We start from the raw sequence: 13649 nt of genomic DNA, 5'->3' as shown, positions 1-13649 counted from the left end.
AATTTGCGTGTCTAACTCATCACTGAAAGTAACGAGAATGCGACACGCAGTTATTCAAGGCATTTTCCTTCTATTTCAAGAAATTACTTATTACGTTTCTTTTCTTTTTTCCCATGTCAGTCTTTTTGAGGATAAAAAACTGTAGCAGACAACCTGCTGCTGTCAGTATAATTCCGAGGCCCAGAGTCACCGGTAAACTTGTCAGCCCCAGGGAACTGTATATCTCTTCATAATCTAAGGCGAATACACCCAGCATGAATCTGCCCCATGTTACTGCAAGCAGTGAACTCGGCAGCACTGAAGAATACTCTTTTGCACGGAATGTGGCAACTGCTGCGATTATCGAAACCAGAAGTGTTATCACAAACACTATCCGACACACTATCATGTTCCATCCGCTAAAGCCAGAATCTGACAATAAAATCATCAACAAAATATTAACATTCATCAGCAGAAATGTATTAATTACATCTCCCAGATTTCTTGCCTTTACATATATTATTACCAGTATAATCAAGATTATTACCGTAAGTACCGCTTCTATCCCGCCAGAACTCCCGCCATCGCCATCTTCATCCATCGAAAAGCTATACAAAAACCAAAAAATCGGCATCGGCAAAGATAAAAACCATATTAAATAGTAAACCTTCTTCCAGTAAGAGCCTGCAGCCCAGCACAATATCATGGCTGCCAGCCCCAGAATCCCTAATACCATTTTTCCGCCTCCATTCTTTTTGATGCCTCAGTATAGCATTTTCTTTTTACATATTTGTTCTTTTTTATCTTCCGGTGCTGTACTTCACGATCAGCAGCTCCACACTCAGCACATCCTGCAGTCTGCCCGTCTTCACTGCTTCCTCCGAATCCACAAAATCCACTTCCGCCTGTTCAAGCTCCTCCGTACTGTACGCCCGTGCACAGGTCAGCAGATTCCGTGCCGCAAACGACGGCACACCAAGTCTTGATGCGATCTCACTCTGCGCCGCACCCTCTCCTGACATCTTCTTTGCCAGCGTCATCTGTCGGAACTGCTTTGACAGAAGGAACAGAATCCTCATCGGCGGCTCCCTGAGGGTCAGGAGGTCATTGTAGAGATCCAGTGCTTTCCTCTGGTTCTTCTCCGTAACTGCACGGACCATCTCAAAAATCTTATTCTCCGTCCGTGTCGTACAGATCTCCTCAATATCCTCTGCCGTAACCACATCACGTCCCATCGTAAACGTGATCAGCTTCTCCAGCTCATTCCGGATATTTCCCATGTCCGTCCCTGTCTTCGTCAGAAGAAACTCCATATCACGTGTCGTGATCTTTCGTCCCTCACGTCCGAGGATTCCTGCTGCCCATCTCATCAGAGTTTTTTCATCCTGTTTTGCGAACTCCACGATTCGCCCTTCAGCCTTGACTGCCTTGTACATACGGCTTCGTTTATCCACTTCTTCTTCCACAAAAACCATCCGCACATAATCCGGCAATGTCTTTATATAATCAGCAAGTTCATCACACTTGTTCTTAAAAAAACCAGAGTTTTCCACAAGAATCACCCTGTAATCCGCAAAAAAAGGCATCGTTTCACAGAGATCGATCATCTCCCTCACTTCGATTCCCTTTCCCTCATATTTGCTGAAATTCATTGTATCGTCATCCGGGTTCAGAGCTTTTATCAGTTTATCCTTGTACTGGATCTTCAGATAGGCTTCATCCCCGCACAAAAGATACACTCGCCTGAAATTCCCTGTCTTGATATCTTCCTGTAAATTTTTCACAAAAAAATCCTCCTGAAAATTGTCCCTGTTCTTTCCTCATAAACAGAAAAAATAAGATTCCCGTTCTCTTCTCTGCCATTACAACTCAGTTTTCCAGCCGGATACAGATCCATAGAACTGTTGAAACGATACAGCTGCAGCGCATGATTTTCTCTGATTCCTTTCGGCTCAATAACAATCGTATAAACAGTTTCCCCATCCGGCACAATTGAGTCAAATGTAAAATCAAGCTGAGTTTCTGCAATCTGCTGTGCACTCAGAAATGCTTCTGCCAGTTTCTTCCCTTCTTCATCCTGAATCAGCATCTGACACCCACCGTCCGGTACTGCACCATTTTTGAGATAGCCCTGTACCAGAATGTGATCAAACGCCGATGAAGCCACAAATGTCTGCGTAACCCTGTCACCAGAAACAATATCCTGAAGATTCTGTCCCACCCGGTAAATATTCCGGACAGAAAACTCTCTCCACTCCGTTTCTTCCACAAACAACGGTCTGTACAGCAAAATCGCCAGCATCACAGCCAGGATTGCAGTTACTGCTCCCCAGCCTCTTTTTCGGATCAAAACCGGCACAATATGTTCTGTTTCCAGTTCCCCATTCTGCAGCAAACGGTATCCATCTGCGGCAAGAAAAAGCAATATTCCCACCATTCCAATACTGTAACGGTTCTGTGCCTCCCACATCAGATAGAAAAGAATATTTCCAAGCAGCACAAGCCTCAATAGCATTCCTGTGCCCATCCTTCCACTTATCATAGATGCAGCCGTTCCTGCCAGCGTCAGAAACAGAATCATCACATAAAAAATCTGCGCCCAGTATAGAAACAGATCATTTTTTTCTCCACAAATATATTGAAAAGCTCTGGAATCTTTCAATGGATAAAGCCATTCCGACTGAAACCCGCAGGAACCATCCTGCCAGACAGTCAGCATTTTTTCTCCCGCAAGAGAAATTGTACCTTTTACACCCAGATTTCTGATTCTTTTCCCTGCTTCCTGCAGATCTGCTTTTGTCTTTGCTTCTTCTCCGGGGATCCGGGCTGTAAATTCTACATCTTTCTTTTTGTAAGTTCCATCTCCTCCAACTCCCATCATTACAAAATGAGCCGGTGGAAATGCTTTATCGGAACTGTCAAAATCTGCATAATGATTTCGAAGCATGCCTGTCCCGGCCCAAGTCAGACCACATATCACCAGAAAAGGAATCAGACATGCAGCCAGTCTGCACCGATTCCAGCCTTTCACACAGACTGCCATGATCAGAAACGCAATCAGAAGGATTCCCTCTGTTATCCGGATTCTCATTCCGACCGCAGTAAAAATCCCTGTACATGCCGCATAGATTATCTGACTTCGTAAATTCACCGCTTTCCACGTCTTCCATCCGAAATAAATTCCCGCACTCAGAAACGGAAGCAGGCATACAGTTGTATAATGCCACGGAATCCATATATAAATAATCGGATCAAAAAGACTCAGAACCGCCACAAGAAATCCCCGATGGATATCCTCAGTTTCACATGCCAGTTTCCACATGAACAGCAGCGCAAGATCAATGCTTACTAGTCCCAGAAGATGAGAAGGCCAGTATAAACCGGATACTCCCAGTTTTCCCGCAGCTTTTAGAACCCAGTACAGCAAAATCGTAACCGGATGATTATGTGGATAACGCTGAAAATACGAATCATAAAAATCCGGTGAAATATGTCCATCCGTCTGCATATACCAGGCTTCATCCAGAACCAGAAGGTTATCATACCCTACCCAGTAACGCACATAATACAGATACAGGAACTGTAATACCAGAATCAGGAGGAAAACAATGGCAGTTGCCTTCATAAGTGTATGTTTTTTCCATGAGCGGCACCAGTCTGCCAATTTCACAAACAACAGCAGCAGAAATATACTTCCTGCCAGGATCAGTGGAAACACCGTTCTGTTTTTCAGTATGTTTTTTGCCTGGGGAATGGTACACAATGCATGAAAAAACACCCACCCAAGACACCCCAAAAGCAGGAATGATGTCAGATACAAAACCGTCTTTCGCATACGCTCCATGTCTTCCACCTCCTTCTGATTTATTTTCCTGTTTATCATACTACAAAACAGCTGTAGATTCTACGCTGTTTTTTCGTTACAAAAAGTTTTCATACGTATAGAATGCCCATCTGTATAAACCGTGATCGCCCCGTTTTTCATCGTATATTCCGTCCGGATCCCGTTCTCTTCAAGACGTGCCGTCGTTTCCGGTGACGGATGCCCATACGTATTGGATTCCGAGCAGGAGATCACCGCAAGTTCCGGCTTTATCTTATCCAGAAATTCCTGGCAGGTAGAATACCGTGACCCATGATGTCCTACTTTAAGAAAATTCACATCATCAAGTTTCGGAAGCAGCTTTTTCTCCGTCTCCGCTCCGATATCACCAGTAAAAAGCCCCCGGAATTTCCCGTACCGTAGTTCCATCACAATCCCTTCTTCATTTACATCCGTCCCCTTCGCACCTGTCTCTGGCGACAGGATTTCCAGAGAGCCATCCCCAAACCGCAGTTTCTGCCCCTGATGAAGCCTCAGCACAGAAATCCCGCACCTCTTCGCCTGCTCCTCCAGTTCATAATAGACCTCCTCCGGTGCCTTCCAGTCCGGGAGGAGCAGATTTTTTATACGCAGTGTTGTGAGATGTTTTTCCTTCAACGTCAGCAGTTCCTGTACGCCACTGATATGATCAAGGTCTGTATGTGAGATCAGCATGGCATCCACCACCGAAATCCCCTGATTTTTCAGATATGGAAGGATCTGATACGACGCAACCTTTTTCTTACTGCTGCTTCCACCATCCACCATGACCGTTTTGCCGCCCGGAAGCTGTATCACGATCCCGTCCCCCTGTCCGATATCCAGACAGGTGATCGAAATCAGATTTTTCTGTCGGAATCCCAGAATAAAAATGCTCACACAGACAACAGCAACACAAATCCCTCTCGACAGGACTCTCCACACACGGTACGCTCCTTTTTCCTTCAGGAACAAAGCGATCTGTATCCCGCCAAACAGAAGGACATAATACACCACGCACTGCCATATCTCCGGCGCGCCGCCGATCCATGTACAAAACGGAACGGCCCCTGCCAGCACGCAAAGTTTCTCGTAAAGCATCAGCAGGATTTTTCCCGGAATCAGACAGATCCCGGCAGCGGAAATACTCATAAATCCAACAGCCACACAACACAATCCGCAGATCAGCACCACACTTACCGTAGGAAGCACGGCCAGATTCAAAACGATTCCCAGAACTGATACCTCACCATACATCCGAAGAAGCACCGGCAGCGTTGTAAGCTGCACGGCAAAGGATGACAGAAGTGTTTTGACCCACGCACGCTCACTGCCCACCAGACGGTTCAGGGCAGGTGCCACGATTCCCAGACCTGTCACTGCCCCGAATGAAAGCAGGAAGCTGCTGCTGTACAGGTACGCCGGTGTATCGAGCAGCAAAAGTATCGCAGACACAGCCAGTGCAGTCAGAAAATCATAGCTTCTCCCCAGAATCCGCGCTCCGACTGCCAGCACAAACATGCAGACAGCGCGCATTGCGGACACACTGCTTCCTGTCAGCATCCCATACTGAAGGATCACACTCAGTGAAAGAAATCCTGCCCATCCATTGCCAAATGAAAGCTTCTTGAGTAACGAAAACAGTCCCATTCCGAGTACGCTGATGTGTAGTCCGGAAATAGCCAGGATATGCACCATCCCCGCCATCTGATACCGCAGCCTCACCTCCTCATCCAGACCGCTTTTTTCTCCCAGCAGCATCGCCTGGTAGATTCCCGCATCCTCTCCCGCTGTTTCCTGCAGGATTTCGCCGATTCGCCCCCGAAGTTCTGTCAGGAACTGTCCATACTTTGAATAATTCCTGCCTTTTTTCTGTATAATTCCATTTTTCAGGAAATAATAAATCCCCTGGCAGGCATAGTACTGCTGCGAATCAAATTCGCCTGGATTTCTGGGTGCAGAAACCCGCTCCAGCTCACCACCGACCTGGATAACCATACCTGTTTTCAAATTTTCTTTTGCATTTTTCTCCAAAAACACTCTTATATTTCTGATGGGAATTCGCTCTGACTGACAGAGCAGAAAGACTTGTTTAAGATAGACAGAAAGAGAATATTCCGTGTCCTGGCACCGCTGTACTTCCCCGCAGATCACAGCCGATGGATGTGACTCTATATATTCCCGGACCTCACGCGGCAGCGGATTCCCTCTTATAACAGGAATCCCTGCCAGGTCCAGAATACACAGACACAACATCAGGAACACGCACGCACAACACACTGGTCTTTTACGCATTCCCTGTCCTTTCTGTATAGAAATGCCTTATGATTCCTCGTCCTCATCCGGAATTACAAGGTCTTTGTTTTTTTCATAAAATTTGTAGAGCGGCAGATTCTTCTGGAAGTTTCCTCCACTGTTTCCTTCAATGGAAATCTGTACCTTATCCGCCTCACAGGAATCCACAATGGAATTCACCACCGAATAAACAGAAATATTTTCTGCCACATCCAATGCTGCATCCTGGAACTCACTGTTCAGGTCAAGATAACAGATTCTGTCTGCCGTAATCACATTGATCGCCATAGTATTCTCTGGAATCGTTGCATAATGTCCGTCCTCCAGAGGTCCCTTGGCAAGCTGTTCCAGAACAACACGCTCTTTTGGGAGCGTCCTTCTGTAATAAACATTTCTTGTTTCTTTCAGAAGTCTCTTACCGCTCTTGTCTGCAAAATACAAGGTAAACGTATCGTATCGATAGTTGTCCTCATTTTTCTTTGATACTTCCACAAATGTACTGTCCGTCATATCCCCGATCTCCTGGTTTCTGGAGTCTTTAAGCGGCTGACCTGCCACTGTAAAACGGATCTTCGCAATATCCGGTATCTGCAGAAATGTCTGGACAATTCCATCTCTGGTAAGAACTTCCCTTACTTTGCTCATTTCTGAATATTCTTTGCTGAAATCTATGATCAGCAGATTATCCTGCAGATCATAAGAACTTACAGAAACATTTTCCGGAAGAAGACTGATTCCGTCTTCCGGTACTTCTCCGTTCCCTAATTTCTGTAACAGAGCTTTTACCATGTATTCTTTTGTTTCTTCTTTTGGCTCATAGGGTTCACTCTTGAGCGCAGTCTCATTTGTATTGAGATAATAAAAATTATATTTACTGTCTTCTTTCTTTGACTGTATGGTTTCTATGCTGCATCCTGCAAACAAGGTACAGACCATCAGCGCCAGAAGAAGCACTTTTGATATTCTCTTCATCCGGCACCTCCTACGGAATATATGACAGTGGGACACGAACGGAAAAAGTAGTTCCTTCCCCTTCTTTGCTGAATACCTTGATCACTCCATGATGCATGCCGATCGTACTTCTCGTGATCGCAAGGCCAAGTCCTGTTCCTCCGATCTCTCTGGAATGAGACTTATCCACCCTGTAAAATCTCTCAAAGATACGGCTCAGAGAATCCTCCGGAATACCCATTCCGGAATCAGCAACTGTCACATAGAAGAACTTGTGATCCGCATCCAGCGACACTCTTACCCATCCGTCGTCTACATTGTACTTGATCGCATTTTCTACCAGGTTACTGATCGCAGATGTAAATTTCAGCTCGTCCACATCTGCCTCCACCGGGCGGAAACTGTCAAGAATCAGATCGATGTTTCTCTTGTCCGCGATCGGACGCAGGCGCTTCAGGATATCCTCCAGCAGCTGGTTGATCGACATATGCTGGATCTGAAGATCTGCGTTTTTCTTATCCATCTTGACCAGCGTCAGAAGGTCAGTGATGATCCTGTTCTCACGGTCGATCTCCGCTGTGATGTCACGCATAAACTCCTGATACAGATCCTCCGGGACACCCTGCTGTCCTACCAGGGAATCTGCGAGGACTTTCATGGAAGTCATCGGAGTCTTGAGTTCATGAGAGACATTTGATACAAACTCCGATCGTGACTCATCCAGAACTTTCATTCTGGCAAGCATCTTGTTAAAGGCATCTGTGATAAGTTCTGTCTCTGTATAGTCCGGCACACTGATCTCGTCCTGCTGATAGCCATCTGTCAGGTCTTCAATTGCCTTGGTAACTCTCGCAAGCGGTTTTACCAGGACAGTCGACAGGATATACGCCAGAAACAGCGATAATACAATAATAATACAGATGATCAGGATTCCTTTCTGCTCCAGATCTCCTGCTATGGCAGCGATCTCACTTCCGGAAATATTCACCAGCATGGCTCCCTGAACCTGAGACACATCTGCACTTTTGACCGGAACTACCAGTTCGATCATCTGTCCGATCTTTTTAAACTCGTCAGAATCACCATTCTTAAAACAGCGTATCACCTTGGACGAAACAAGAGTTCTACCCTCTTCCACATGATAGGTATCTCTGACTATCTTGAAATCTCTGTCAACCACAAGGATTCTGCCGCCATAGACATTAGACAATAACTCCAGCTTGCTGTTGACAGCCTCGGAGCTGGAGTCATTGAGATAATTTTCCTTGATGATCTGGTCGCAGAGAATCGCGCATTCTGTGCGTACTGCACTCACACTTACTTCCACTGCCTGATTTTCGTAATAGTGTATCATCAGTTGTGTCACGATAATTCCCGGCACGATTCCCAGAATAATAAGGATAATAAAGATACGAAAACGCAGACTTTTAAAAAATTTTGTCTTTTTTTTCGTTACCATGGGTTATGCCTGGAAATAGTATCCTACGCCCCATTTGGTGTGTACATACTTCGGCTCACTGGGATTCGCCTCAATTTTTTCACGAAGACGGCGGATATGTACATCGACAGTACGGACATCACCCGGATATTCATATCCCCATACGATATTCAGAAGATTCTCACGGCTGTAAACCTTGTTCGGGTTGAATACCAGAAGTTCCAGCACATCAAATTCCTTCGCTGTCAGATTGATCTCTCTGTCTGCAATAAATACACGACGGCTCTCGCAGTCCAGCTTAAGGTCACCTGCCTGGATTGTCTTTGCTTTTTCTTTCTCTTCATGTTCAGAACGGGCACGACGCATAATGGCTTTGATACGTGCCTTGACCTCAAGGATGTTGAACGGTTTGGTGATATAATCATCTGCACCGTAGTCCAGTCCCAGGATCTTGTCCATGTCTTCGCCTTTGGCAGTAAGCATAACGATCGGCACATTGGAAAATTCCCGGATCTGCTGGCATACTTCCAGCCCGTCCATCTTCGGCAGCATCAGGTCCAGAAGGATAATGTCGTATTTATTCTCCTTCGCCTTCTCCACCGCTTCTTCTCCATCGTAAGCACAGTCCACTTCCATTCCGTCCTGTTCCAGATTAAAGCGGATTCCTTTTACGATCAGTTTTTCGTCATCTACTACTAAAACTTTTCTGCTCATTCCATTCTCCTTATTTTACTGCAATCTTATCCTTTATCATTGAAAAGGTACTTTCTTTGATTCCGGGGACCTGCATGATCTCCTCGATGCTGGAAAAACCTCCGTGTTCCTCCCTGTATGCAAGGATCGCCTGTGCCTTGGAATCTCCAATGCCTGACAGTGTCTTGAGCGTCTCGGCATCTGCTGTATTCAGATTGACAATTCCATCTTCTGTACCCATGCTTTCTCCCGTTCCTGTAGTCTCAGGTACCGCCGGAACAAAACTGCCCTCCTCTGCTTCCTGAACAGTCGGTACATAAACCTGCTGTCCGTCACTGAGTGGCTGTGCCTGATTGACAGAAATTCCGGAAGCCTCTTCCGTCATTCCTCCCGCTGCCTCGATCGCCTGAAAAACACGGCTGTCCGGATCCATCTCATAGACTCCCGGCTGATTCACAGCGCCACAGACATCCACAAAAATTTCCTGCGGTTCAGGTGTCACTGACGGAATTTCGTCAGTCATCTCTCTTTCCTCCTGCTCTGTTTCTTCTACAGTATCAGAAGTATCTTCCTGGCTTTCAAGCAATATCTCATCACTTCTCGCGCCACATCCCGCACAGAAAATCCCTGTAAAAAGCGCGATCGACAAAAGCACTGTACAGTATTTTCTTATTGATTTTGTGATAATACCGGTTCACTCCCTTCTATATTAAGGCAGTCTCCCCCCGGTATATACTTGACCATGTCTTATTTTACCCAATTCCCCTGTGTTTTACAATAGGAAACTTCTATTCTTCCAGGATTACCCTTATTTCTGCCATTTAAAGATCACGATCCCGGCGATCGCGATCAGCATTCCCAGGACTTTTCTCCACTCAAAAGGCTCTTTATCCACGCCAAAAAGCCCCATCAGTTCGATCAGATATGCAACGATCAGCTGCGAGATCACGATCAGCATGGCTGCTTTTGCAGGACCGAGTGCGCCCATGCTCTGGATCACGGTGATCGTGATAAATGCTCCGATCACGCCTCCAAGAAGTGTGTATTTATTCTCCACCTGCCATAACGCAGAAACGCTCTGCCGCCCTGTAAAAAGCCACGCGGCAACGCAGACTGCAAAAGCCGAGAGCTGCACCCAGCCCGTCGATACCCACAGGCTGCTCTGTTTCGTCACTTCCGTATTAAAAACTCCCTGAATACTCATCAATGCACCTGAGATCAGTGCTGCAAGAAATCCCCACATAGTAATATCCCTCCGCAATATGCAATGCAATAAAAAGAGACTGGTTTATCAATTCCAGTCTCTTTATCCTGTTTAATATCAGCATATACGGATCTCGGTATTTTTATACACTTTAATATCTGCTGTTATTTTTCACTGTTTCTGAACTCTTCGTCCTTTTTCTGTGCTCTTTTTTTCTTGATCCACTGAAATCCCTGATAGAGCAGCATTCCTACAATGTAGATAACAATGACTGCACCGAACATATACATCGTGGATCCTGTTGAATTTCCCATACAGCACCTCCTATTTCAGACGTTTTTTAGAAGACTGCGCAGTACTTTTGTTGAAAGCAGCCCCGCTGCATCCGCCGCAGCTTCCACAGTTGCCGCTGCATCCACTGCAGCCCATGTGTTTACCTTCTTTAGCATTTTTTACATTTTTGTAGATTATGTATGCACAATATCCAAGGATCAAAGCCATGATAATAATATTTGCCAGCATTTCACTCATCCTCTCTTTAAATACTGCCAGTCATATAAAGTGAAAACAGAGGCCGGACACATCAACTGCATCCAGCCCCTTTATTATTTCATAATTTCTTATGCCTGTACAGAACGTTTGGAATAAACTTTCTGATCTTTGTATGGATCTGGTCTGAACAGCAGGAACAGCATTGCGATAAGTACTACGAATCCTACTACAGTACCGATACCAAATGCTCCACCAGTTACGAAAGAACCGATCTGATAGAAGCAGAGGCAAACGATGTAAGCGAATACGTTCTGGAAGAGAATTGCGAACCAGAACCATTTCTTGTCGTTCATTTCTTTTGCCATTGTTGCGATAGCTGCAAGGCAAGGAGAATCAAGAAGGTTGAACATCAGGAAGGAGAAAGCTGCGATTCCTGTCGGGAACCAGCTTGCAACACCTGCTGCAACGTTTACTGCATCTTCTGTATCACCAGCTACGTTAGCCAGGACACCCATTGTAGATACGATAGCTTCTTTTGCTGTGAAACCGGAGATAGAAGCTGCTACCGGCTGCCACTCGCCAAATCCAAGTGGTGCGAAGATCGGAGCGATCACACCGCCGATTGCTGCCATAAGGCTGTCTGCGCTGTCTTCTACCATACCGAATCCACCATCTGTGAATCCAAATCCACCAAGGAACCACATTACTACACAAGCAAGGAACAGGATTGTACCAGCTTTGATGATGAAGCCTTTCAGTCTTTCCCATACGTGAAGGAGAACTGTCTTAGCCTGCGGAATATGATACTGCGGAAGCTCCATTACGAACGGAGCCGGTTTACCGGAGAACGGTTTTGTTTTCTTAAGGATGATCGCTGCTACAAGTACAGCTACGATTCCGATAAAGTACATCAGAGGAGCGATAAAGGAGCTCTCTGCATATCCTGCGGTCTCACCAGCAATTACACCACCCATAAGAGCGATAACCGGAAGTTTTGCACCACAAGGAATAAATGTTGCTGTCATGATAGTAAGACGTCTGTCATTATCCTGCTCGATGGTCTTGGAAGCCATGATTCCAGGGATACCGCATCCAGAAGAAATAAGGAGCGGAATGAAGCTCTTACCGGAAAGTCCGAAGTGACGGAATACACGGTCCATAACAAATGCGATACGTACCATGTAACCACAGTCTTCAAGGATGGACAGGAACAGGAACAGGATTGCCATCTGAGGAACGAATCCAAGTACTGCACCAAGACCACCGATGATACCGTCAACTACAAGTCCCATTACCATATCGCCAGCGCCGATGCTGCCGAGGATATTGCTTGCGAAGTCCTGAATAGCTACTACGAATACATCATTTGTCCAGTCTGTTACGAATGTACCAACTGTTGTTACAGATACATAATATACTAACCACATGATCGCGATGAAGATCGGGATACCAAGGATACGGTTGGTAACGATACGGTCGATCTTATCGGATACGGTAAGTTTGTCTTTACCTTTCTTAACAGTTGTGTTTACGATCTTCTGGATGAAAGTATATCTCTCATCTGTTACGATACTTTCCATATCATCGTCATGTTTCTTTTCGATCGCCTGACGTTTGCTGTCTACAGTAGACTGTGCGGAAGCGGAAAGTTTGATGGATTCCTTTACTTTCTCATCGTTTTCAAGGAATTTGATCGCATACCATCTCTTCTTGTCTTCTGTGATAGATTCCGGAAGGACATCCTTCACATCAGCGATAGCTGCTTCCATTTCTTTGGAGAAGACTTCTTTTGGAAGATCAGCGCTGCTCTTCTTTGCTGTTTTGATTGCTTCGTCGATCAGTTTGTCAAGACCTTCGCCCTTCAGTGCGGATGTCTCAACGATCGGGCAGTCAAGCAGCATGGAAAGACGCTTAACATCGATCTTGATTCCTCTTTTTTCAAGAAGGTCTGCCATGTTCAGCGCGATGACAACCGGAACACCGGTCTCAACAAGCTGAGTGGTCAGATACAGGTTACGCTCGATGTTTGTTGCATCGACAAGATCGATGATAACATCTGGGTTCTCTTTCAGGACATAGTCACGGCTGACTACTTCTTCCAGAGTGTATGGTGACATGGAATAGATACCAGGAAGGTCAGTTACGATAACATCCTCGCCTTTTCCTCTTTTGCCTTTTAATTTACCTTCTTTTTTCTCTACAGTAACTCCCGGCCAGTTTCCTACATACTGGTTAGCGCCCGTTAATGCGTTGAACATTGTTGTTTTACCACAGTTCGGGTTGCCGGCAAGTGCAATCTTAATTGCCATTTTTTCTTACCTCCTTAATCCCTCTTTGTTGCAGCCATAAGGCCGCTCAACAAAACTTTAATTCTTATGTACAGAACATGATTCATTGCTGGGAACAGCAATCCTTATTTTACCTGTACGCACTGAGCATCGTTCTTTCTTACGGATAACTCATAGCCTCTTACAGTGATCTCAACAGGATCTCCAAGCGGAGCGACTTTTCTGATGTAGATTTCGCTTCCTTTGGTGATTCCCATATCCATAATGCGTCGTTTGTAAGCGCCGTCTCCCTCAATCTTAGTTACAACAACGGTACTTCCGACTTTTGCCTCACCTAAAGTCATTGTTCTGTCTCCTTTCCTCTTGTTGATTTATTATATATACTTGACGCCCCTGACGAAGTGCTCCATTGCTTCGCAATTCCACACTTCTACAGACATTCGGAATCCGCTGATTTTCTTCGAAAAT

At 45.5% G+C, this 13649-nt stretch carries 13 protein-coding genes; all 13 read right to left on the bottom strand.

The features are described 5' to 3' along the window. Positions 1 to 70: 70 nt before the first annotated feature. Positions 71 to 715: a hypothetical protein gene (locus DXC01_RS14450; protein ID WP_118699147.1), complete on the bottom strand. Its 645-nt coding sequence runs from the start codon at positions 713 to 715 to the stop codon at positions 71 to 73. 64 nt (positions 716 to 779) lie between these two features. Further along, positions 780 to 1763 carry a DNA polymerase III subunit delta gene (gene holA, locus DXC01_RS14445; protein WP_118699146.1) on the bottom strand — a complete coding sequence of 328 codons (984 nt, stop codon included), beginning with the start codon at positions 1761 to 1763 and terminating at the stop codon, positions 780 to 782. After that, positions 1760 to 3823, bottom strand: a complete 2064-nt coding sequence (locus DXC01_RS14440; protein WP_118699145.1) for a glycosyltransferase family 39 protein — start codon at positions 3821 to 3823, stop codon at positions 1760 to 1762. The genes holA and DXC01_RS14440 overlap by 4 nt, the downstream gene beginning before the upstream one ends. Positions 3824 to 3883: 60 nt before the next feature. Continuing rightward, the gene (locus tag DXC01_RS14435) at positions 3884 to 6076 is read right to left on the bottom strand and encodes a DNA internalization-related competence protein ComEC/Rec2 (RefSeq protein ID WP_227222804.1); all 2193 of its coding nucleotides are present in this window, start codon (positions 6074 to 6076) and stop codon (positions 3884 to 3886) included. A 66-nt stretch (positions 6077 to 6142) separates the two neighbouring features. Continuing rightward, positions 6143 to 7087, bottom strand: coding sequence for a GerMN domain-containing protein (locus tag DXC01_RS14430; RefSeq protein WP_118699143.1), 945 nt, complete (start codon positions 7085 to 7087; stop codon positions 6143 to 6145). A 10-nt stretch (positions 7088 to 7097) separates the two neighbouring features. Continuing rightward, positions 7098 to 8525: a sensor histidine kinase gene (locus DXC01_RS14425; RefSeq protein WP_022213617.1), complete on the bottom strand. Its 1428-nt coding sequence runs from the start codon at positions 8523 to 8525 to the stop codon at positions 7098 to 7100. A 3-nt stretch (positions 8526 to 8528) separates the two neighbouring features. Beyond that, positions 8529 to 9218: a response regulator transcription factor gene (locus DXC01_RS14420; protein WP_022213616.1), complete on the bottom strand. Its 690-nt coding sequence runs from the start codon at positions 9216 to 9218 to the stop codon at positions 8529 to 8531. A 10-nt stretch (positions 9219 to 9228) separates the two neighbouring features. Beyond that, entirely contained in the window at positions 9229 to 9852 is a 624-nt protein-coding gene (locus DXC01_RS14415; protein ID WP_227222800.1) for a helix-hairpin-helix domain-containing protein, read from the bottom strand. 153 nt (positions 9853 to 10005) lie between these two features. After that, entirely contained in the window at positions 10006 to 10440 is a 435-nt protein-coding gene (locus DXC01_RS14410; protein WP_022213614.1) for a DMT family transporter, read from the bottom strand. Between the two features lie 125 nt (positions 10441 to 10565). After that, positions 10566 to 10715, bottom strand: coding sequence for a hypothetical protein (locus DXC01_RS20330; protein ID WP_022213613.1), 150 nt, complete (start codon positions 10713 to 10715; stop codon positions 10566 to 10568). A gap of 10 nt (positions 10716 to 10725) precedes the next feature. Beyond that, the gene (locus DXC01_RS14405) at positions 10726 to 10923 is read right to left on the bottom strand and encodes a FeoB-associated Cys-rich membrane protein (protein WP_022213612.1); all 198 of its coding nucleotides are present in this window, start codon (positions 10921 to 10923) and stop codon (positions 10726 to 10728) included. Positions 10924 to 11021: 98 nt separating this feature from the next. Further along, the gene (feoB, locus tag DXC01_RS14400) at positions 11022 to 13202 is read right to left on the bottom strand and encodes a ferrous iron transport protein B (protein ID WP_022213611.1); all 2181 of its coding nucleotides are present in this window, start codon (positions 13200 to 13202) and stop codon (positions 11022 to 11024) included. A gap of 104 nt (positions 13203 to 13306) precedes the next feature. After that, positions 13307 to 13525 carry a FeoA family protein gene (locus tag DXC01_RS14395; RefSeq protein WP_022213610.1) on the bottom strand — a complete coding sequence of 73 codons (219 nt, stop codon included), beginning with the start codon at positions 13523 to 13525 and terminating at the stop codon, positions 13307 to 13309. Positions 13526 to 13649 lie beyond the last annotated feature (124 nt).

Origin of the sequence: Blautia sp. OM07-19, assembly GCF_003481595.1 — a bacterium.
In the GTDB taxonomy this organism is placed as follows: Bacteria; Bacillota; Clostridia; order Lachnospirales; family Lachnospiraceae; genus Blautia_A; species Blautia_A intestinihominis.
This window is presented reverse-complemented; position numbering and strand designations above follow the sequence as displayed.

Bases quoted from the DNA above. Each gene is read 5' to 3' on its own strand.
- DXC01_RS14430 (WP_118699143.1), bottom strand. From the start codon at position 7,087: ATGAAGAGAATATCAAAAGTGCTTCTTCTGGCGCTGATGGTCTGTACC.
- DXC01_RS14405 (WP_022213612.1), bottom strand. From the start codon at position 10,923: ATGCTGGCAAATATTATTATCATGGCTTTGATCCTTGGATATTGTGCA.
- DXC01_RS14450 (WP_118699147.1), bottom strand. From the start codon at position 715: ATGGTATTAGGGATTCTGGGGCTGGCAGCCATGATATTGTGCTGGGCT.
- DXC01_RS20330 (WP_022213613.1), bottom strand. From the start codon at position 10,715: ATGGGAAATTCAACAGGATCCACGATGTATATGTTCGGTGCAGTCATT.
- DXC01_RS14425 (WP_022213617.1), bottom strand. From the start codon at position 8,525: ATGGTAACGAAAAAAAAGACAAAATTTTTTAAAAGTCTGCGTTTTCGT.
- DXC01_RS14395 (WP_022213610.1), bottom strand. From the start codon at position 13,525: ATGACTTTAGGTGAGGCAAAAGTCGGAAGTACCGTTGTTGTAACTAAG.
- feoB (WP_022213611.1), bottom strand. From the start codon at position 13,202: ATGGCAATTAAGATTGCACTTGCCGGCAACCCGAACTGTGGTAAAACA.
- DXC01_RS14435 (WP_227222804.1), bottom strand. From the start codon at position 6,076: ATGTTGTGTCTGTGTATTCTGGACCTGGCAGGGATTCCTGTTATAAGA.
- DXC01_RS14420 (WP_022213616.1), bottom strand. From the start codon at position 9,218: ATGAGCAGAAAAGTTTTAGTAGTAGATGACGAAAAACTGATCGTAAAA.
- DXC01_RS14440 (WP_118699145.1), bottom strand. From the start codon at position 3,823: ATGGAGCGTATGCGAAAGACGGTTTTGTATCTGACATCATTCCTGCTT.
- DXC01_RS14410 (WP_022213614.1), bottom strand. From the start codon at position 10,440: ATGTGGGGATTTCTTGCAGCACTGATCTCAGGTGCATTGATGAGTATT.